The organism is Bradyrhizobium australafricanum, from assembly GCF_020329495.1.
GTDB classification, from domain to species: domain Bacteria; phylum Pseudomonadota; class Alphaproteobacteria; order Rhizobiales; family Xanthobacteraceae; genus Bradyrhizobium; species Bradyrhizobium australafricanum.
Map to the genome: position 1 here is coordinate 125939 of NZ_JAGKJL010000012.1, position 19816 is coordinate 145754.

Consider the following 19816-nt stretch of genomic DNA (forward strand, 5'->3'; position numbering starts at 1 on the left):
CAAGGAGGATCCGTCTGCGAGGCCCTGGCCCCTCGACCAGGTCCATGACATCTGGCGGATCACGCGGGGGATCATGATCCGATTGACTGGTAGGTCAGATCAACACCGGCCTCGGTTCATTCCCGCGATGATGGCGGTTTCCCGTGAACCAGCAAGCGCTTGGAACCGACTACATGAGTGCCGCAGTGGCTTCCCCAGGCGGGTGCGTTGCCGCGCCAGGAGAGGTGACACCGAGCGGACTTGCCGGCCATCCCACCGATGGACGGCTCGGATTTCGGTCGTTCGTGCTTGACCGCCCGATGCGCCGGTTGCGCAGCTCGTGCGGTCAACGAGGGAGTTTAACGCCCACATGGGCCAGCTTACCCAGGATACCCGCCTCTGCGAGCTCAAGACCCCCCTTGGCAAGGACGTTCTGGTTTTTGCCCGGTTCGAGGCCGCCGAAGGTCTGAGTGAACTGTTCGAATATCGCATCGAGTGTCTCAGCGAGGAAGCCGATCTCGACTTCGATCGGGCCATCGGCAAGCAGTGCACCCTCACCATCAAATTGCACGAGAAGGAACGCGAGTTCAGCGGCATTCTCACGGAAGCCCAATGGCTGGGGGTGAAGAACGACTATTTCAGTTACCGGATCGTGCTGAGGCCCTGGTTGTGGCTGCTGTCGCGGACCACCGATTGCCGGATCTTTCAGGACAAGAAGGCGCCCGACATCATCAAGGAGGTCTTCAACGAGCGCGGCTTCACCGATTATGAGTCCAAGCTTACCGAAGAGGGCTCATGTCCAAAGCTCGAATACTGCGTTCAATATCGCGAGACCGATCTGGATTTCGTGTGCCGGTTGATGGAGCAGCACGGGATCTACTACTTCTTCAAGCATGAGGGCGGCAAGCACACGCTGGTGCTGGCTGACTCCAAGTCCTCGCACAGTCCAATCAACGGTCTCGCGAAGATCCCCTACATCCCGCTCACCGGCTCCGATCGTCGCGGCGAGCAGCATATTTATGAATGGGCTTCCGAGCGCCGGTTCCGCACCGGGAAGATCGAGCTCAACGATTACAACTACCAGAAGCCCAACGCGCAGATGATCAGCGACGCCAAGGGCTCCGAGCACTACACGCGATCCGAGATGGAGTTCTACGACTATCCCGGCAAGTTCAAGGAGAAATCCGACGGCGAGCGATACGCGAAGATCCAGCTCCAGGCAGAGCAGGCGATGGATCGGCGCCGCCGGGGCAATGGCGACGCCGTCAATCTGTTTCCCGGCGGACTAACCAAGCTCGAGAAGCACTCGAAAGACTCGCAGAACGTCGAATATCTCGTGGTACGGGCAGCGCATTCGTTTTCCATCGAATCCTATCGCACTGGCGGCCCCGGCGACGCCGGACAGCACGTCTACTTCGGCAGCTACGAATTTCTGCCGAGCGATCGGCCGTTTCGATCTCCCATGACGACGCCGAAGCCGAGGATCAACGGCATTCAGACAGCCAAGGTCGTCACCAAGGACGACAATTCCAGCGAGGAAATCGACGTCGAGTCGCTGGGCGAAATCTATGTTCGCTTTTTCTGGGATCGGAAGAAGAAGCGGTCGTGCCGGTTGCGCGTGGCGCAAGTCTGGTCCGGCAAGCGCTGGGGCGGTCAGATCATCCCGCGCGTCGGGCAGGAGGTGGTGGTGGAATTCCTGGAAGGGGATCCCGACCGGCCCTTGGTGATAGGGACCGTCTACAACGATGAATACAAGCTGCCTTACGACCTGCCGTCCAAGAAGACGATTGCGGGTCTGAAGTCCGACTCGACCAAGGGAGGCGGCGGTTACAACGAATGGAACTTCGAGGACAAGAAAGGGTCCGAGAAGATCACCCTGCATGCCGAGAAGGACTACGACGTCACGGTCCGCGACACCGAGACCAGGACCATCGGTGAGGCGGCGTTCGGCGGCGATACTCGCAAGACCACGCTCAAGAACGGCAACGACAAGCTTGATATCCAATTGGGCGGTCAGCACGTCAAGCTGGCGATGGATCAGTCCGTCGATGCGGGCCTGAGCATCACCCTCACGGCCAACGTCAACATCACCCTGCAGGTTGGTCCAAGCCAGATCATCCTGTCTCCAGCCGGCATCGTCATCAACGCGCCAACCATCACCATGACCGCGCAGGCCGCCATGGCGCTCGCTGCCGGCGGCCCGCTGGTTGCCCACGGCACGCCAACCATTGTCGGCTGACAGCCATGAATCAGGTTCGGTTCAGCACAGTCCACGATCTCTTTGAAGCTTATCCGCTGGCGCGCTACGACGTCGGCAAAGCCGCTCCGGACAAGTTGTCGTTGGATTTCCTGCAGGAGGCGGCCGATGCGGGCAACTGGCACCAGGCTGTATCCTTCTGTGCGTATCTGCTCCCCAGGCGCGTGGCCGTCGCCTGGGGCTGTCGCTCGTTGCGGCAGATGTTCGACCATTTCGACGGCAATGAAGGCAGGTCGCTCAGTTTTGCCGAGACCTGGGTCCGGCAACCGGACGAGCAATCGCGCAACAAGGCTTTGGCGGTCGGCAACGCCAACGATCCCGAGCAGCCGGCGACCTGGCTGGCGCTGGCGGCGGGTTGGTCTGGCGGAAGCGTGGTTCCCGCGGAATTTGCACCGGTCGAAGCCAAGCCGGACCAGACAGCGCGAGCGGTTCGCGCAGCCCTTTTGATCGGCCTCTGCCGGCTTACCCGTGAGTCCAGGGACCGGATAATGACGGCCTGCCTGGAGGATGGTATTCAATTGGCACGCGGCGAACCGCGCCCTCCACGCTGACGAGACGATGTGATGGTGCTTCGCTTCAACATCGAGAACGAGCCGAACCTTCCGGACGGCGGCCCTGTGTCATTTACTGTCACCGGAAGGCGTTCGGTCGACATTGGCCGGGACCGCCATCTCGATTGGACATTGCCCGATCCGGCACGGATGATTTCGGGGAAGCATTGCGAGGTCCATTATCGCGACGGCGGCTACTGGCTGCACGACGTCTCGACCAACGGCACCTTTCTCAATGGTGCCGACCAGCGCATTCGGGGAGCGCATCGGCTCCGCAACGGCGATCGGCTCGTCATCGGCCACTATGTCATTGGCGTTTCGCTGGACCTGGATGAGCCTGCCGAGGACACTCCGAGCCATGGTGCGCAGCAGCAAGCTCCGCTCGCTCAGCAGCACGCCGATTACCAGGAACTGTGGGCTCCCGGTCGCGACGTGCCGCCGCCAATCGACCCGCAGCAGTTGCGAAAACCGCGCGAGGCCGCGCGGCCCGTCAATCCGGAATTCCTGGACTGGGCAGCGAGCGTTCCCGCGGCGGGGGTGGATCCTGTCCGCCATTCGTCGCAGATGCCTCAACGCGAGCCGCCGCTGCACGACGACATGAGCTGGGCAGCCGGTCCGGTCGCCACGCCAAAACCGCCGGTCGACGCGTTGCACGCGATGCCGACGCCGCGCCGACCGTCGGTATGGGCCGACGACGAAGCGGCTGCCCCGCCACCGCCGGCGCCTTCACCGACGGGGCATGTGGGAGCGTCGCGGCCGCAACTGGCCGAGCCGGTACCGGCCACGGCGGCGTCGATCGGCAATCCCGAGTTTGCGCGCCTGGTCGCACGTGCTGCCGGGCTGCCGGACGGTTTCTTTGCCGACAAGACCGAGGCCGAACTCGCGGAACAGCTCGGCGTCATCCTGCGCATGACCGTGGAAAACTTGATGGCCCTGCTGCAGGCGCGCACCCAGGCCAAGCAGCTGACGCGCAGCACCAGCCAAACCACCATCCAGGCCATCGAGAACAATCCGCTGAAATTCTCGCCGACCGCGGAAGACGCGATGCGTATCCTGTTCGGGCCGCCGACCCGCAGTTACCTCGATGCGCCGCATGCGTTCGCCCAGGGCTTCAAGGACCTCAAATCCCATCAATTGAAGACCTATGCGGCAATGCAGCATGCCGTCCGGGGACTAATCGCCAGCATCGATCCGACTCTGATGGCGCGCGAGCTCGAGCTTCAGCGCGGCGCACGGTCCTTGTTTGGCTCGAACAAGAGCAAGCTCTGGGACGAATTCTTGACGCGCTGGAACGCGCATCTCGGTCGCGACGAAAGCGCGCCGATCGATACCTTCATGCTGCATTTCTCCGAATATTACGACCGCGCAGACAAGTCGGGGTCAAAGTGAACTGTCGGTGACGATGCAGTCGCCGATCATTGCCAAGTGGATGTAGGAATGTCTTGGTACAGCAAAGTTTTCTGGTCGGAAGGTCTGTTCCTGCGGCCGCATCATTTGCAGCAGAACGATCGCTATCTCGAGCATCTGCTGGAAAAACGCGTTCGTTACACGACACCGTATCCCTGGGGCTTTGCCCAGCTCGAGATCGATAACGATCTTACTCAGCAGAGCAAATTCGCCGTGCGCAGTGCGACCGGCGTCATGCCGGACGGAACGCCGTTCGATATTCCTGCCGACAGTCCGATCCCGGAAGCCATCGAAGTGCCGGATTCGGCCGCAGGCCAGATCGTCTGGCTGATGATGCCGGTCGCGGCTCCCAATACGCGGGAGGTGGATGAGGATCGCACCGACAGCGCAAGTCGCTACGTTCGGACCGCCGAAACGTTTATCGATTCAACCTCGGCGCTGCGCATCGAAGAAGAGATCGACGTTGTCTATCCGCGCCTGTCGTTCGAGCTGCGCAAGACGAGCAAGCCGGGATACATGGGTCTCGGCATCGCTCGCATCCTCGAAGTGCGCGACAAGAATATCCTGTTCGACGACAAGTTTGTGCCGCCGATGCTGGTCTGCGCCGCGCATCCGGTTGTCGATGGCTGGCTCAATCGAATCATCGGCTGGGTCGAGACCAAGCTCGACGAGCTTGCACGCTACGCGGTCGATCCGTCGTCCGGCGGCGGTTTGCAGAGCGTCGATTATCTCGTGCTGCAGGTACTGAACCGGACCATTCCGGTGCTGACTCATTTCAAGCGGTCCGGCAGCGTACATCCCGAGCGGTTGTACGAGGAATTGCTGAGGTTTGCCGGTGAGCTCGCGACCTTCGCGACCACCGAACGACGCGCACGGGACTACCCGGCATACGATCACGACAACCTCGAATACGTCTTCACGCCCTTGGTGCGCGACATCCAGGATTTCCTGAGCGCGCGGCTGGGCAGGCGGGCGATTCGTCTGGAGATCATCGAACGCGCCCAAAATGCTTTTGTATCGCCGATCCGCGATCGCGCGTTGTTCCGGAATGCGACCTTGGTGCTGGAGGTCGCCGCGCGGCGGCCTCTCGTGGAGATTCAGAATGAATTCCCGCACCTGTTCAAGGTCGGGCCCAACACGAAAATGACCGAGATCGTCCACGCAAACCTGCCGGGTTTGACCTTGGTGCATCTGCCGACGCCGCCACCGCACATCCGAGCCATCACAGACCACGTCTATTTCTATCTCGATCGCAAGTCGCCGCTGTGGCCCGAGTTCAGCACAGCGGCCTCGATCGGGATGCATTTTTCCGGCGACTGGCCGGAGCTTGAGTTGTACCTTTGGGCCATCCTGGAAGAGCGGCCATGACCGACAGGGACAAGCCGGTTAATCCTTTCGGTCGGGGTGAACGGACCATCATCCGTCCGAACCCCGGCGGGAAGATGCCGCCGGCTCCGGCTCCTCAACCTCCGGCAGGCGAGGGACCTGCCAGCCGTCCAGCGTACTCGCCATCGCCCATGACTTCTCCTGGTGCTCCTTCGCCGCCGCCCTCATTTTCTCCCACACCGCAGAGCCCAAGCTACGCCGCCCCGCCGACCAGCCAGCCCTCAGAGGAATGGATTTCGACACCGGCGCAGGCTCAGGCGCCGCAACCGATCCTGCCGCCCGGACCGCCCTTGCGTGTCGACGATCTGGTTGCGCCAAACGCCAATCCGGTGATGCGCGCCGGCGGCCCTTTGCTGCAGTTGCTTGGCCGGCTGCGCGTCGCGCTGATGCGGGCGTCATTCGCGAGCCTGATGGAGCAGGTCGCCGACGCCATCAAATTCTTCGAAAAGGATATCCGCTCGGCGGGCATTTCCGAGCACCAGGCCAATACGGCAAAGTATATCCTGTGCGCGACCGCCGACGATATTGTGCAGCACATTCCGACCGACGACCGGCACGTCTGGGCCCAATATTCGATGCTCAGCCGGTTCTTCGGCGAGCGCGTGGGCGGCGTACGCTTCTTCGAGATTCTCGACCACTTGAAGACCGATCCACTCGTCAACTATCCGGTGCTCGAGCTTCAGCACGCCTGCCTTGCGCTCGGATTCCAGGGCATTCACCGAACGTCGCCGGGCGGGCTTGCGACCCTCCAGGTGATCCAGCGCAACCTCTATGAAACGCTACGCCGGGTTCGGCCCAAGCCGACCAACGATCTGTCGCCGCACTGGCGCGGACAGGCCTTGGCCGGTCGGCGGAAGCACTTGCGCATTCCGGTCTGGCTGGTGGCGGCCGTGGTCGCCGCGCTGTTAACCGGATCCTATTTCGTTCTGCGAACGTTGCTGGCTGGCCGTGCGGAGAATGCGGCGCAAGTAGCGCTGGCACTGCATCCCGGCGATCCGATCGAGCTCAAGCGCCGCGTCGTTGCGCCGCCGCCACCACCGCCTCCGCCGCCACCGCCGGACCGCATCACCCAGCTGCAGCGCATTCGCAACGCGCTTGCGCAGGAGAAGACGGCGTGCGCCATGACCGCGGATCAGACGGCGAGCTTCATCGTGATCAGGGTGTGCGATCTCGCACTGTTTGCCTCGGGCCAGGCAACCATCCTGGATGGTTTCAAGCCGATCGCGGCCCGCGTCGCGGCGACGCTCGACAAGGAGCCGGGGCGAATCCGGGTGGTTGGCCATACCGACAGCTCGCCGATCCGCACCGTGCGTTTCCCCTCGAATTTCGAATTGTCGGTCGAGCGCGCCAAGGCGGTTGCCGCCGCGCTGAAACCCGGCCTGGCCGATGGTTCGCGCGTTGATGTCGACGGCAAGGGATCGGATTCACCAATTGCCAGCAATTCGACGCCCGAGGGGCGTGCCAAAAACCGTCGAGTCGAAATCTTCATCGAACGTAGCGAATAGGCGGACGCCAGAAGCTCACGCGATAAGCGACAGGTACCGGTCAATATGCTCGCTAAGGACATTCTACGCATCGTTCTCTATGGAGTCGGGCTCAGCTCGCTCGGGGCCGTGATCTACCTTGCCGGTCCCTTCGTTGCTTTCGGCGACTGGCATCCGTTGGAAAATCACATCGTTCGCCAGATCGCGATCCTGCTGCTCGGCGCCGCGGCCGCAGGCGTCACTGGCCTTCATTTCTTCAAGCGACGCAAGAATGCCAAGGAGATCGCCGAGGGCGTCAGCGGTGCGGACCAGGCTGTCAGCGACGAGCCGGTGCTCAAGGAGCGCATGAAGGATGCGCTCGCAACGCTCAAGACCGCGAGCGGCAACAAGTCCGGATATCTCTACGATCTACCCTGGTACGTCATTATCGGTCCGCCAGGTGCGGGAAAGACCACTGCGCTGGTCAATTCGGGGCTCAAGTTTCCGCTCGCGCGCGGGGCGACGCCGGCGGCGATCGCCGGGGTCGGCGGCACTCGCTACTGTGATTGGTGGTTTACCGAGGAGGCGGTGCTGATCGACACCGCCGGTCGCTACACAACCCAGGATTCAAACAGCAAGGCCGACAAGGAAAGCTGGCTGTCCTTCCTGGACATCCTGAAGAAGAATCGGTCGCGCCAGCCGATCAACGGCGTTCTCGTCGCAATCAGTCTGGAAGACGTGCTGACGCTGCCGAAGCAGGAACTCGCGCTTCATGCCGATGCCATCAGGATGCGGCTCCTCGAGCTGCATCAAAGGCTGAAAGTGAGCTTCCCGGTCTACGCGCTGTTCACCAAGGCCGATCTCGTTGCCGGTTTCACCGAATACTTCGCCTATCTCGGCGAGGTCGGCCGGCGCCAGGTCTGGGGCGCCACGTTCCAGACCGCCGACAAGACCCAGAATCTGGTGGGGCAGGTCCCGGTCGAATTCGATCGCCTGCTGGAGCGCCTGAGCGAGGAAACGCTCGACCGTCTGCAGGACGAGCCGACGCCGCAGCACCGGGTGCAGTTGTTCGGCTTCCCGGCGCAAATGGCGCGGCTCAAGCCGCAGATCCACGATTTCCTCAACCAGATTTTTGAGCCGACACGGTATCACGTGAACGCCAATCTGCGTGGGTTCTATTTCACGTCGGGCACCCAGCAGGGTACGCCGATCGATCAATTGATCGGATCGTTGGCGCGTACGTTCGGCGCAGAGGAAGTCGGTGCCGGATCGTACTCCGGAACCGGCAAGAGCTATTTCCTCGCCGATTTGATTTCGAAGGTCATCATCGGCGAGGCCGACTGGGTCTCGACCGACCGCGCTGCGGTGCGCCGCGCCTTGATCCTCAAGACCGCGGCGCTGTCGGTGATAGGTTTGGTGGCGATCGGACTGATCGGTGCGTGGCTGACCAGCTACAAGCGCAATTCCGACCTGATCGAGCAGAGCTTGCAGGCGGACAACGAGTATGCGGCCGCCGGGGCGCCGCTCATCAAGCAAACGCTGATCGCCGATCACGATCTCGACAAGGTGCTGCCGCTGCTCTATCGGCTGCGGAACGCCCCGGCCGGCTATGCCTCACGGAATGAGCCGGTCGCACTGTCGGCGCGCTACGGGCTCAGTCAGCACGCGCGCCTGTTGTCGCCCGCGAAGGCGGCCTATCACACCGCGCTTGAGCGCATGTTCAGGCCTCGCTTGCTGTACCGTTTGGAAGAGCAGCTCAATGCGCGCATCAACGAGCCTGCCTTCGTCTATGAGGCGCTGAAGGTCTACCTGATGCTCGGCGGCCTGCAATCCCCGGACCGCGAGCTGATCCGTTCCTGGATGCAGCGCGACTGGGCGGACAACCTGTATCCTGGCGCGACCAACGCGGAGGGACGGCGTCTGCTCGATGAAAATCTCGTCGCCATGTTCGACCTCGAAACCGAGCAGCCGCCACTGGTCGAGCTTGACGGCCGGCTGATCAAGCAGGCCCAGAATTCATTGGCGCGCCTCAGCGTGTCGCAACGCGCCTACGAGTTCCTGAAGTCGGAGGCTCGTGGATCGACCGCCGGCGACTGGATCGCGAGCCGCCGAGGCGGTCCGGACGTGGCAGTTGTCTTCGAAACCACGACTGGGCAACCCTTGGACAACGTGCGGGTGCCCGAGTTCTTCACCTACAACGGCTTCAATCAGAAGTTCATCGCTCGACTGCCCGGATTGTCAGAGCGCATGAAGCGGGAGCGCTGGGTCTTGGGTGACGCCGGCCAGCAGTCGGCAATCGACCAGCAGTATGACAATCTGGCTGGCGATCTGCTCAGCATCTACTCCAATGAGTTCGTGACGACGTGGCGGACTGCACTCGGCAGTCTGCGTCTGAAGAAATTGCTCGCGGACAAGCCGAAATACGAGGTGCTGAGGGCGCTTTCGGCGCCGACCTCGCCGATGCGGCAAATCCTGGAGTCGGTGCGCGATGAGACGATGCTGACCAAGGAACGCCCGAAGCCGGCGAGCGGCGGCACGCCGGCCGCGCCGCCCGCGGTGACCGCGCCGGCGCTGTTCAACAACGCCCAGGATGGTACGCCCGGTGCGGCGATCGAGTCGCAGTTCAAACCCTACCATGCAGTGCTTGAAGGGGAGAGCACCCGCCGGCCGATCGACTCGACGATCGCAAACCTGAACGACATCGCGCAGAATCTGACGCTGATGGTCGAGAATCCGCAGCTGACGGCGCAAGCAACGGCGGGGCTTCAGACCCAGGTTGCGGCGCTGCGCAACAATGCCTCGCGTATGCCGCCACCATTTTCCGATATGCTGCGGGCGGCGGCCGGGGAGTTCGAAGGCAGCATCGCCGCCTCCACGGCCGGCCAGATCCTGCAGTCGTTACGGGATCAGGTCACGCCGGTCTGTCAGCAGACGGTGACCAACCGCTACCCGTTCGTACGGAGCAGCGGACAGGAAGTCCCGCTCGCCGACTTCGCCAAGCTGTTCAGCCCGAACGGTGTCATGGACAAGTTCTTCACTCAGTTCCTGGCGCCTTATGCGGATACGTCGCGATCCGAATGGGTCTGGCGGAAGGAGAGCCCCGTCGGCCGGTCGTTCTCGCCCGATACGCTAAAGCAGTTCCAGAATGCCGCTTATATCCGCGACGCGTTTTTCCAAACTGGCGGCGGTGTGCCAGCGGTGTCCTTTGCGATCCGGCCGCCGGCTGCGGCCGGACCGGGCATCACAGTCAAGACCGAGATCGGTGGCACGACGATCACGAGCCCAACCACACCAGGACCAGCCGCAACTCCCTCCATGTTTGGCGCGCCGCAACCCGCTCCTCCGCCGCCGCCGCCGCAGAGCAATTCACCGACGACGGTCCTCTGGCCCGGCCCATCGCCGCGGACGGCAATTTCGGTCAGCAACGAGACCGGCTCGCCATCCGTACTCGAGCGAATCGGCCCCTGGTCGTTGTTCCGAATGCTGGAGGCTGGCTCGCTGGTCGCCAAGGCGGAATCCGCCAGCGCAACGTTCATTGTTGCCGGACGCGAGCTCAACTATCAGATTTCGACCGGATCGCTGCGCAATCCGCTAAACCTGTCAGTGCTCCGCGAGTTTCGTTGCCCGACCGGAATATGACCATGCGATGCGGCTTATTCGGCAAGATCGGCGCGAAGCGTGATTTCATCGCGATCGCGACCCCGCGCAGCTTCCTCGAAGTCTGGGAGCCGTGGGTGCAGGCAGGGATATCCGCGAGCCGCCATCAACTCGGCGCGGCCTGGCAGGAAGCATTCCTGACCGCGCCGATTTGGCGATTCTGGCTTGGCGCCGCGATCTGCGGCACCACCGTCGCAGGAGCGATCATGCCCTCGCTTGACGGCGTGGGGCGATACTATCCGTTGACGCTGCATGCGGTGCCGGATGGGGACGCCGCGCTGTCGCCGCCACACATCGATCCGCAGGACCAGTGGTATGGGCAAGTGGAGACGTTCCTGCTCTCGACCCTGGACCGGGCTGCGACGTTCGAGCAGATCTCCGATGCACTGGATCGTCTCGCGTTTCCGCGTCTGCGGACGCCGGAGACTGATGGACCGCAGGTGGTGTCGCTGGGCGGCGCGACGCTGGGAATGGTTTCGACGGTCGATGGGTTTGCCGAGTCGTTCGGCACGCTCTGTGGCGCCAACCCTCAAGTCTATGCCGCGGCTAGTTTCTGGTGGACCGCCGGGGGCGAAGGGTTTTCGCCGGTCGCACTCTGTTGCCGCGGATTGCCGGATCCGTTTCGCTATTCCACGCTACTGACCGGCGACGTTGGTCGCGAAGTATCCGGGACGGGATGACGCGCGATGGCACACGTCCCCTCCTTGTTCGATGTCGGTAGCGTCACTCACGCCGGACGGGTGCGGGCGCGGAACGAGGATGCATGCCTGGTAAGGACCGACGTCGGCTTGTGGGCCGTCGCTGACGGTATGGGCGGTCACGAGGCGGGCGATCTTGCCAGCCGCATCGTGGTGGAGTCGCTTGATTCCATCGGCGCGCCGGACTCCGCGGCGGACCTGCTGGCGCAATGCGAGGCGCGTCTGTTCAGCGCCAACCAGCAGATCCTGGCACTCAGCCATGAAAGGCAGGGTGCCATTGTCGGGACCACGACGGCGGTCCTGCTGGTACGCGACGGCCATTATGCCTGCATCTGGGCGGGTGACAGCCGGGTGTATCTGATCAACCGCCACGGCATCACACAGGTGTCGCACGATCATAGCGAGTTGGAGGAGCTGATCGCCGATGGCGCGCTATCGCGCGAAGAGGTCCAGGACTGGCCGAGCAATGCCATTACCCGGGCTGTTGGTGTTGTCGCCGACCCCGAGCTCGAGGTGGTGACCGGTCCGGCCGAACCGGAAGACATCTTCGTGATTTGCAGTGACGGCTTGACCCGGCACGTGCGGGACGACGAGATCGAGCAGCACGCGGCCACTCGCCTTGCCCAGGCCGCCTGCGACGACATGCTCGCGCTCGCGCTTGAGCGTGGCGGGCTCGACAACGTCACGATCGTGATCGTGCGATTGCTCGCGCCGCGATCCTCCGAGCCCACGAGGACGCCGCTCGATCAGGAGCCACGACCATGACCGCGAACGATCCGTTTCGGTCATCCTACCGCGGTGTGCCGGCCGGCACCCGGCTCAACGGCATTTACGAGATCGAGGCGATGATCGGGGCAGGCGGCATGGGGGAGGTCTACCGATGCCGCGAGATCCAGACCGGATCGCCCGTAGCGGTCAAGATGCTGCTCCCCGACATGGTCGACAACGAGGCGGCGCTTGCGCTGTTCCGCCGGGAGGCTGCGGCACTTCACAATCTTCCGCACGAAGCAATCGTTCGCTACTTCCTGTTCACGGTCGAGCCCGCACTGCAGCGCCCGTATCTGGCGATGGAGTTTGTCAACGGACGCTCGCTGTCGAACATGCTCGACGATGGGCCGCTCACCTTCGAAGCGCTGATCAAATTGATGCGGCGGGTCGCATCGGGCCTGCAGGCCGCTCACGAGCACGGCATTATCCATCGCGATGTCTCCCCTGACAACATCATCGTGCCGCTCGACGATGTAAGGCGGGCGAAGATCATCGACTTCGGGATCGCCCGGTCGACGCAGATGGGTGACAAGACCATCATCGGTTCCGGCTTCGCCGGCAAGGACAATTACGCGTCGCCGGAACAGGTCGGCTTGTACGGCAACGATGTCACCGCGAAATCCGACGTCTACAGCTTTGGCCTCGTGCTGTTCCATGCCCTGACCGGACAGAAGCTCGATATGGGCGGGAGCCAGTTTCAACTGGTCGAGAAGCGTCGGCGCGTGCCCGATCTCGGCGCAGTGGACATGCGCATCAGGCCGCTTCTCGAGAGGATGCTGCAGCCGGACCCGGCCTTGCGCCCGACCATGGCGGAGGTCGCCAACTGGACGCCGGCGGGTTCGGCGCAGCCGTCCGCCGCACCGCTCTACGGCTTCGATCCATTGGCGAAGTCGCAAGCTGGTTCGTCTGCGCTGCAGGAGCGGGTGCCATCAACCACGCGGAACTCCCGCCGCATCTGGCTCGGCGCCTGCGTCGCGGGGCTGCTGCTTCTGCTGGGCGGCGGTGGGTACACCTTCTACAAATTTGTCTGGAAGGCACCAGGCTTGGCGGCCTTGCCGCCACCTCCGAAACTCGCCGGGACATCCGCGCCGCCGAGCGAGCCTGCTCCGCCACCGCCGGCGCGTCAGGAGCCGGTGAAGTTGCCGTCTCAGCCGACGGTGACGCCGTCTCCGTCCCCCGACGGTCCTGGTCGGGCCGAGCGCATCCGCAAATATGTTGCCCAGTATGCGGGCGGCGACTGCTTCTTCATCCTGCCTGTTGCCGTGAGCTCAAGCGCGGCCGTCATTGAAGGCTTCGGCGCTTCCACCGCCCCGTTCGATACCTTCGACAAGGCGTTTCGAAAGGAGCAGGGATTTGAGGCTTCGGTCGGCGTCAGGCAGGTGAATCAGGCACAATGTCCGGCCGTCAAATTCCTCAGTCAGGTCGGAAGCGATCAAGCACGGGCGCCGCGCATCAACCTGTCGGCGACGGAGCTGAAGGCCGGTGAGACCCTCAATGGGACCGTCGAGAATTTTGCCAACCGGGTGGTGGAACTGCTCATGGTCTCGGATCGCGGCGAGGTGCGCAGCCTGTCCTATCTTTTGAAGCCAGGCGTCGACTCGCTTTCCTTTGCGCTGCCGATGGAGCGTACGACCGGTCCGCAACTCCTGTTGGCCGTGGCAGCCCCGCGGGTTCTGGATTCATTGCGCCAGCCGCGACCGATGGCTGCCGACACATTCTTCCTGCAGGCGACGAGTGAAGCTCAACGCGGCAACGTGACCATCACCGCGGCTGGACGCTATGTGATGCTCACCAATTGAGCTGCCGTTCAGAACTTGCCGATCATCAAGATCTTCAGGTCGGCATCCGGCTTGAAGTCGCTTGCCGTGAACTGCCGCGCGTTGTCGGCAGATGTCGGCTTGAGTCGCCCTGGACAAAAACTGACCAGGCGATCGTCGCCGCCCGGATCGATCGTCAACGTGAAGGACCGGATTGGACCCGCCCAGTTCGCACCCGTCTTGAGCACGTAGGAAATGCGCCGCTCCTGCAGCTTTGCGGTATTGGCCTGGCTGTCACCTGTGCGCTTGTCCAATTCGGCAAGGAACGCATCCGTAATGCAATAGTCTCTCCGGTACCGCTCGACCTCCGGGCCTAGCGCCGCGCTGCGACGTAGGCCCGCGCGCAGGACCGTGTCAGGGCTGGAGCCGACGCTCGGGCGATATTGATGTTCGACCGTGACGGTATGCGCCGCTGGAAACACTTGCTCGCGAACGGCGGACGTCTTGGTTATCCAGCCGGGCGTGTATTGCTGGCGACCGTTGTCGCTCATGCCGGCAGGCATCAGAAGGCCGTCGTCGATCAGCTTCGTTCGGGTTGTCGCCGGCAGATCGGCGACGCGGATCTCCCGATCACCGAGCGGCAGCAGGGACAGCTTGAACTGACGGAGGAGGGCCGTGACGTCCTTGTTGCCGACCATGGCGCGCTGGTCGATGGTCAGCGGCACCGGGTTGCCGTCGATCCTGGTCTCGAACGCGACGAAGTTGACCGGATCGCTCGATGGAAGCGCAATGTTCTCGGCTTCGGACAGGTCGATGTCGGGCAGCGGAAAGGCGACAGTGAGCGCAACCGGCTTGCTCGTCTGGTTGACGAATTGGTAGCGAACGCTGACCCGGTCCAGCCCGATACGAAGCTCTTCGCTCGCCATGGCCACGTCCTTGGTGCGGACGAATTGCAGCCCGCCGATGGACAATTCGGCCGCGGAATCGTTCGCCCGCGCAGGCCAGACGGTTGCGGCCAACAGGACGATGATCAAGGCTCGCGACCTCAACGACAGCCCGCTTAACGCTCCATTTGCCATGCCGGTCTCCATGCGGCGCCGCAGCGTCTGTCCGTGGTGGGTCAATCGATCGCCTGGTAAAGGTCGCCCCATTCCGGTTTCCAGACGCCATCGGGGTCGCAAACCACGATCGCGAGCTTCATGTCATTGGCGAGACGGATTGCGCCGCGAAAGGCATCCTGGGCCGGCATATGGGCGCTGACCTGGTCGCTGCTCAGGCGTCCCCCGCTTGCGGCGGCCGGCAACACGATCGATCCGGAGGCGCCGGCATTGTCGCGTCTCAAAACCAGAGTAATCGCGTCGGGCTGGATTTCGCTGACTTGCTCAAATCTGTTTTTGGCCATGATTTTGCACTGCAAGCTGAAGGAGTTCGGACTATCACCGTCCAGTGAAAGAGTTGAACGGGATCGGGGTTGCTCGCCACTAATTGACGCTGCACTCGCGCAGTCTTGGATTAGGCAGTCTTGGATTAGTCGGACTGACGCCGCATTCGGTTCGGTTACATTGAGGCGGATATGCTTCGTCGATCTAGCTGGATCTGGCTCTCTATCGTCGGCGCGGTCATAGCTGCCACCGGGGCACGGGCCGACGACGCGGTCGTGCGAAGCTTTGCCGGCGGTTCGGCTGCATCCATGGTGGGGATCGTCGCGGCCAGCCAGGACGTCGAACTCGCGGGCCCGCAAGCGCTCAGCGCTGACGGACAGGGAAACCTGTTTGTGCTCGATCAAATCAATGGCCGCATTCTGCAGTTCGACCCCAAGCAACCGAACACTGCTCCCGACATCCTGAAGATGCCTGGCGACGTCCAGCCCACCGACCTCGTCGTCCATAACGACGACATCATGGTTTGGGACGGCGGCGTGCGGATGCTGAAGGCGGCACCAGGACAGTCCACACGCGGGCTGGGCGGCGACGAGATCCAACTGGAGGAAGTCTCATCCCGCGGAACCGACGACCAGGTCGCCATTTCGGCCTTCGCACAGATGGGCTCGCAGGCGCTGAGCAGCCCGACCGACTTGCTGGATCAGAATACGCGCGCAGCCATCGTGAGGACGACGCGACAGCCCGATCGGCAATATATCGCCTCGCGCAGCAAGGGATCGGTGATCGCCGATATCATTCCCGACAAGGGCAATGCCAGCGTTCGGGTCGAAATCCAGACCATGGTCTCCAACGAGACCATCGGTCAGCTCGGCCTGCGCGTCCGCAACCAGCTCGGCACCGTGGAGTTTCTCGAGATCGACAACAGCGACCGCTTCTACGTGCTGGCCGAGGACATTCCGCCGTCGGGCAAGAATGCCTCCACCTTCGTCGCACGCTATGCCGCGAACGGACGCCTAGAGGGTATCTACGAACTGCCGCTGGAGAACACGCCCGTGACCCGGCGGTTCGTCACCGTTTCGGGCGATGGTGACGTATATTTTCTGCGCACCAAGCCGGATGGTGTGGAGGTGGTCGGTGTCGGCTTCCGCCCCCTGGGCAAGGTATCCGTCATTGACGTCAGGCCGTCGCGCACGGCGGCCGCGCCGGCGGCGGCGCGGCCGGATATCAAGTTCAATGCGACCGCCGCCGTGCGGCCGTCCAATCGCCAGCAGGCGATCGAGACGGCGTTCGCCTTTGAGGGCATCCAGTGGAAGCTGACACCGGCGAACTACGGCAGCGATCCCGACAGCCAATGCTCCGGTTTCAGCCGTATTCGCCGGCCGTGGTACCTGCAGGGCAAGGTAAACCAGGAAGTGCGGGGCGTGCCCTATTGCTGGGGTTGCCACGGTTCGCTCGCGAATTTCCGGCAGCGGATCGACAGCGGGACGCTGGCGGGCAATGTCTGCACCCGTAACGAGCCACGGCCGGACGTGGCCGGCGTCGACTGCTCGGCATTCGTCAGCGCCACGTGGGGGCTTTCCGTCCACTACACGACCGCCGCCATCCCCGCGATCGCCGAGCCCGTGACCAACCCCTGGGACCTCAAGCCTGGCGACGCCCTGAACAAGCCGGGTTCCCACGTGATGCTGTTCCTGCGGTTCACGCCCGATCGCAAAGCCGAGGTCATGGAATCCTCGACGGGTGGCTGCAACGGTCGGGTCTGCCGCAACGTCTACCCGCTCGCGAGCCTGCTCGCGCGCGGCTACGTTCCGGTCCGCTTTCGGGCGTTCGCAGATGATCAGACGACCGTTTCCGCGAACGCCTATCAGGAGACCGAGGCGCCGACAGGTCGCAAGACGGCGCACAAACGGCGCTGAACCTGAGGTCTTGCCAAGGCTACAGATGAACATGGATCACCGCCTGCGTGCTGGTTTCCGGAGGTCCGGAGGCATTCCTGCCGCTCTGCCTTGCCGGTGCGGTTCCAGGGCGGACCTGCTTGATATCGAGGTGGATCGCGATGCGAACGCTCAAGGGTTTTGATCGAAGGACCGGTTGGCTGTGTGCCGCCATCCTGCTCGCTGCGTTGATCGGCCTGCCACTCCAGCGCGCGCATGCGGCGGGTGAGCTGTCGATAAGCAATCCCGACGGTGCGGCGCTCCGGGCGCTCGTCATCGGGATCGACGACTACCAGCATGTGCGCAAATTGAAGGGCGCGGTCGCCGACGCCAACGACATCGTGTCCAGCTTGAGGACCATGGGCGTCAGCGATGTGGTCGAGCTGACCAATGCACAGGCCGACAGGGCGAGCGTGCTGCACGAGATCAGCTCACTGGTGGAGCGTACAAAGAGCAACGATCTCGTCTTCCTGTCGATCGCAGGCCACGGCACGCAGGAGCCGGAGCGGATCAAGGGCTCCGAACCGGACGGAATGGAGAACGTGTTCCTGCTGCCCGAATTCGCGACCACGCCGGCAGGATCTGTCGAGCGCATTCTGGGAAGCGAATTCAACCATTTCATCCGGCAGTTCGAATTGCGCGGCGCAAGGGTGATCTTCGTCGCGGATACCTGCCATGGCGGCGGAATGGTGCGTGATATCGATCCGCGTGCGGCCGAGATGAGTTTTCGGCAGGTGCCGCGCTACACGCTGCTGGTCGATGAATTGAAGCCGGTATCGAGCAGCGACGACCCGAAGTCCGAACTCGATCTCGACCACACCGCGTTCATCGCCGCGGTCGATCGGCACACCAAGGCGCCGGAAGTGCGGATTCCCGGGATCGACGGCCTGCGCGGCGCCCTGAGTTATGCCGTTGCGCGCGCCGTGGAGGGCAACGCGGACATCAATCATGATGGCAAGGTGACCCTGAAAGAGCTTTTCAGCAATGTTCGGCAGGTGGTCTATCAACTGTCCGACCAGCGCCAGAATATCGTGACGGTATCGTCGCCGGCACAGATGCCGGAAACCGAGGTCGCGTTCGAACTGACGCGCGGCGTGGTGCTGATCCAGGGGACGGCCGCGAGAGCTGCCTCCGGCCAGGTCGCTACCGTCGCGTCCGCCGAGAAGCAGACCCCTGCGCCGCCGGCCGTTACGGCCAAGTCGCAAACTGCTCCAACCAGTGCCGCTGCGACCGCCCCGGCGGCGCCCAGTGCCGCACTGCCACCCTTCCGCCTCACCACGCCGATCCGCTTGGCAGCGCTTGACGGCAAGATGAGCTATTTCACCAGCGTCAAGCCGCAGGACGCCAGCGTGCAGGCCGTTCAACCGACTGATAATCCCGACCTGATCTGGGACCCCGTGTCCCATGACGTGATCGCCTGGGGCGACGTGGTCGCCTATGGCGTCGACGTTGGCGGCTTGACGACGGTGGTCAACCGAACCGCGGCAATTCGCGAGCTGAAGCGCATGGCGACGCAATCGCCGCAGCTGATGCGTATTTGGCCGGATGATCGACAGCAGCGCAGCGGACAGACCGTCGAGGTCGAATTGTCCGACGTCGGTTCGCGGGCGGTGCTGCTATTCAACGTGTCCGGCGATGGAACCATCCAAATGCTGCATCCGGTGGGTTCCGATGCCGCGATGGCTCGATCAGCAAATCTGCGGCTGCCTCTTCGTGTAGGCGAGCCGTTCGGCGCCGAGCAGATCGTCGCGGTGACCTCGCAGCAGCGGATGGTTGATCTGGAGACCGTCCTGATGCAGCTCAACCGGCGCCGTGCCTCGGGGCAGGTGATCAAGAGTCTGGAGCGCTACCTGCCGGCGGATGCGCGGATCGCGTCAATCGGCTTTTTCAGCGTTCCCTGACGAAGCTGTGACAGCCGGTCATGTCGCCAGCGAAACTGGTTTCCCGCAAGCAGTCCTGGTTCGCGATCTTGCTGCTGCTGGCAGGAAGCCGGGCCGCGTCGGCGACGCCGCCGCCATCGGCCGCTCCATCGGCGGGTGCGACAAATGCTCCGTTGCTCTGGCGCGTACAGGCCCCGCGCGGCCCGGCAAATGCTGCCGGCGTGGCGCTTGAGATCCTGCCGGGTCCAACGGTCAACATTGGCGGCAAGGTGTCATTCGGCGTAACGGCCAGGAAGCCCGGCTATCTGATGCTGGTGGATGTGGATGCGGAAGGGCGGATGTCCCAGATCTTCCCGACTGCCGAGCTATTGGCGCAGTCGGTCGGACCCGACATGAATCTTGTCAAGCCCGGCGTCCAATTCATCGTTCCGACCCCGGCGGCACAGCAGCGTGGATTTGAATATGTCGTCGCGCCGCCGGCCGGGTCCGCCGTGATCGTTGCGATCCTGAGCGAACGACGCGTGCAATTGCTCGATCTGCCGGACATTCAGCGCAAGCTTCAGGGGCCGGCCGACACGTTGAGCTATCTGTCGGATTGGACCAGTCAGCTGCGGATACCGGACAGCGGCGGCGGAAGACTGTTGCCGAACAATTGGTCGTTCGACATCAAATCATATTCCATCAAGTAGGTAAGCGA

At 63.2% G+C, this 19816-nt stretch carries 14 protein-coding genes; 12 read left to right on the plus strand and 2 right to left on the minus strand.

The features are described from left to right. Positions 1 to 349: 349 nt before the first annotated feature. The 9 genes from J6525_RS13615 to J6525_RS13655 all read left to right on the plus strand — a co-directional run bounded on the left by J6525_RS13615 (position 350) and on the right by J6525_RS13655 (position 13965). On the plus strand, positions 350 to 2218 hold the full coding sequence (locus J6525_RS13615) for a type VI secretion system Vgr family protein (protein WP_225644999.1): 1869 nt from the start codon (positions 350 to 352) through the stop codon (positions 2216 to 2218). Positions 2219 to 2223: 5 nt separating this feature from the next. Continuing rightward, positions 2224 to 2787: a DUF6931 family protein gene (locus J6525_RS13620; RefSeq protein ID WP_225160378.1), complete on the plus strand. Its 564-nt coding sequence runs from the start codon at positions 2224 to 2226 to the stop codon at positions 2785 to 2787. 12 nt (positions 2788 to 2799) lie between these two features. Beyond that, positions 2800 to 4176 (plus strand): type VI secretion system-associated FHA domain protein TagH, encoded by a 1377-nt coding sequence (tagH, locus tag J6525_RS13625; RefSeq protein WP_225645001.1) that lies wholly within the window; start codon positions 2800 to 2802, stop codon positions 4174 to 4176. A 48-nt stretch (positions 4177 to 4224) separates the two neighbouring features. After that, positions 4225 to 5562 carry a type VI secretion system baseplate subunit TssK gene (gene tssK, locus J6525_RS13630; protein ID WP_028335406.1) on the plus strand — a complete coding sequence of 446 codons (1338 nt, stop codon included), beginning with the start codon at positions 4225 to 4227 and terminating at the stop codon, positions 5560 to 5562. A gap of 308 nt (positions 5563 to 5870) precedes the next feature. Further along, positions 5871 to 7085, plus strand: coding sequence for a type VI secretion system protein TssL, long form (gene tssL, locus J6525_RS13635; RefSeq protein WP_283848625.1), 1215 nt, complete (start codon positions 5871 to 5873; stop codon positions 7083 to 7085). A gap of 45 nt (positions 7086 to 7130) precedes the next feature. Then, positions 7131 to 10682, plus strand: coding sequence for a type VI secretion system membrane subunit TssM (tssM, locus tag J6525_RS13640; protein ID WP_225645003.1), 3552 nt, complete (start codon positions 7131 to 7133; stop codon positions 10680 to 10682). Then, complete coding sequence (gene tagF / locus J6525_RS13645) at positions 10679 to 11380, plus strand: type VI secretion system-associated protein TagF (protein WP_312009792.1); 702 nt, start codon at positions 10679 to 10681, stop codon at positions 11378 to 11380. The genes tssM and tagF overlap by 4 nt, the downstream gene beginning before the upstream one ends. A 6-nt stretch (positions 11381 to 11386) precedes the next feature. After that, positions 11387 to 12163 carry a PP2C family protein-serine/threonine phosphatase gene (locus tag J6525_RS13650; RefSeq protein ID WP_225645007.1) on the plus strand — a complete coding sequence of 259 codons (777 nt, stop codon included), beginning with the start codon at positions 11387 to 11389 and terminating at the stop codon, positions 12161 to 12163. Beyond that, positions 12160 to 13965 carry a serine/threonine-protein kinase gene (locus tag J6525_RS13655; protein WP_225645009.1) on the plus strand — a complete coding sequence of 602 codons (1806 nt, stop codon included), beginning with the start codon at positions 12160 to 12162 and terminating at the stop codon, positions 13963 to 13965. The genes J6525_RS13650 and J6525_RS13655 overlap by 4 nt, the downstream gene beginning before the upstream one ends. Before the next feature lie 8 nt (positions 13966 to 13973). On the opposite strand, the gene J6525_RS13660 is transcribed toward J6525_RS13655, so the two are convergent. Together J6525_RS13660 and J6525_RS13665 are read right to left on the minus strand one after the other, a co-directional pair. Continuing rightward, positions 13974 to 14954 (minus strand): DUF4424 domain-containing protein, encoded by a 981-nt coding sequence (locus J6525_RS13660; protein WP_312009794.1) that lies wholly within the window; start codon positions 14952 to 14954, stop codon positions 13974 to 13976. Between the two features lie 89 nt (positions 14955 to 15043). After that, positions 15044 to 15325 carry a hypothetical protein gene (locus J6525_RS13665; protein ID WP_225160370.1) on the minus strand — a complete coding sequence of 94 codons (282 nt, stop codon included), beginning with the start codon at positions 15323 to 15325 and terminating at the stop codon, positions 15044 to 15046. A gap of 171 nt (positions 15326 to 15496) precedes the next feature. Here J6525_RS13665 and J6525_RS13670 point away from each other — a divergent pair, with 171 nt between their 5' ends. From J6525_RS13670 to J6525_RS13680, 3 genes are all read left to right on the plus strand, one after another. Further along, on the plus strand, positions 15497 to 17221 hold the full coding sequence (locus tag J6525_RS13670) for an NHL repeat-containing protein (RefSeq protein ID WP_225645013.1): 1725 nt from the start codon (positions 15497 to 15499) through the stop codon (positions 17219 to 17221). 140 nt (positions 17222 to 17361) lie between these two features. Continuing rightward, a complete protein-coding gene (locus J6525_RS13675; protein ID WP_225645015.1) occupies positions 17362 to 19140 on the plus strand; it encodes a caspase family protein in 1779 nt (592 codons plus the stop codon). Positions 19141 to 19160: 20 nt separating this feature from the next. Continuing rightward, entirely contained in the window at positions 19161 to 19808 is a 648-nt protein-coding gene (locus J6525_RS13680) for a DUF4384 domain-containing protein (RefSeq protein WP_225645017.1), read from the plus strand. Positions 19809 to 19816: the final 8 nt, after the last annotated feature.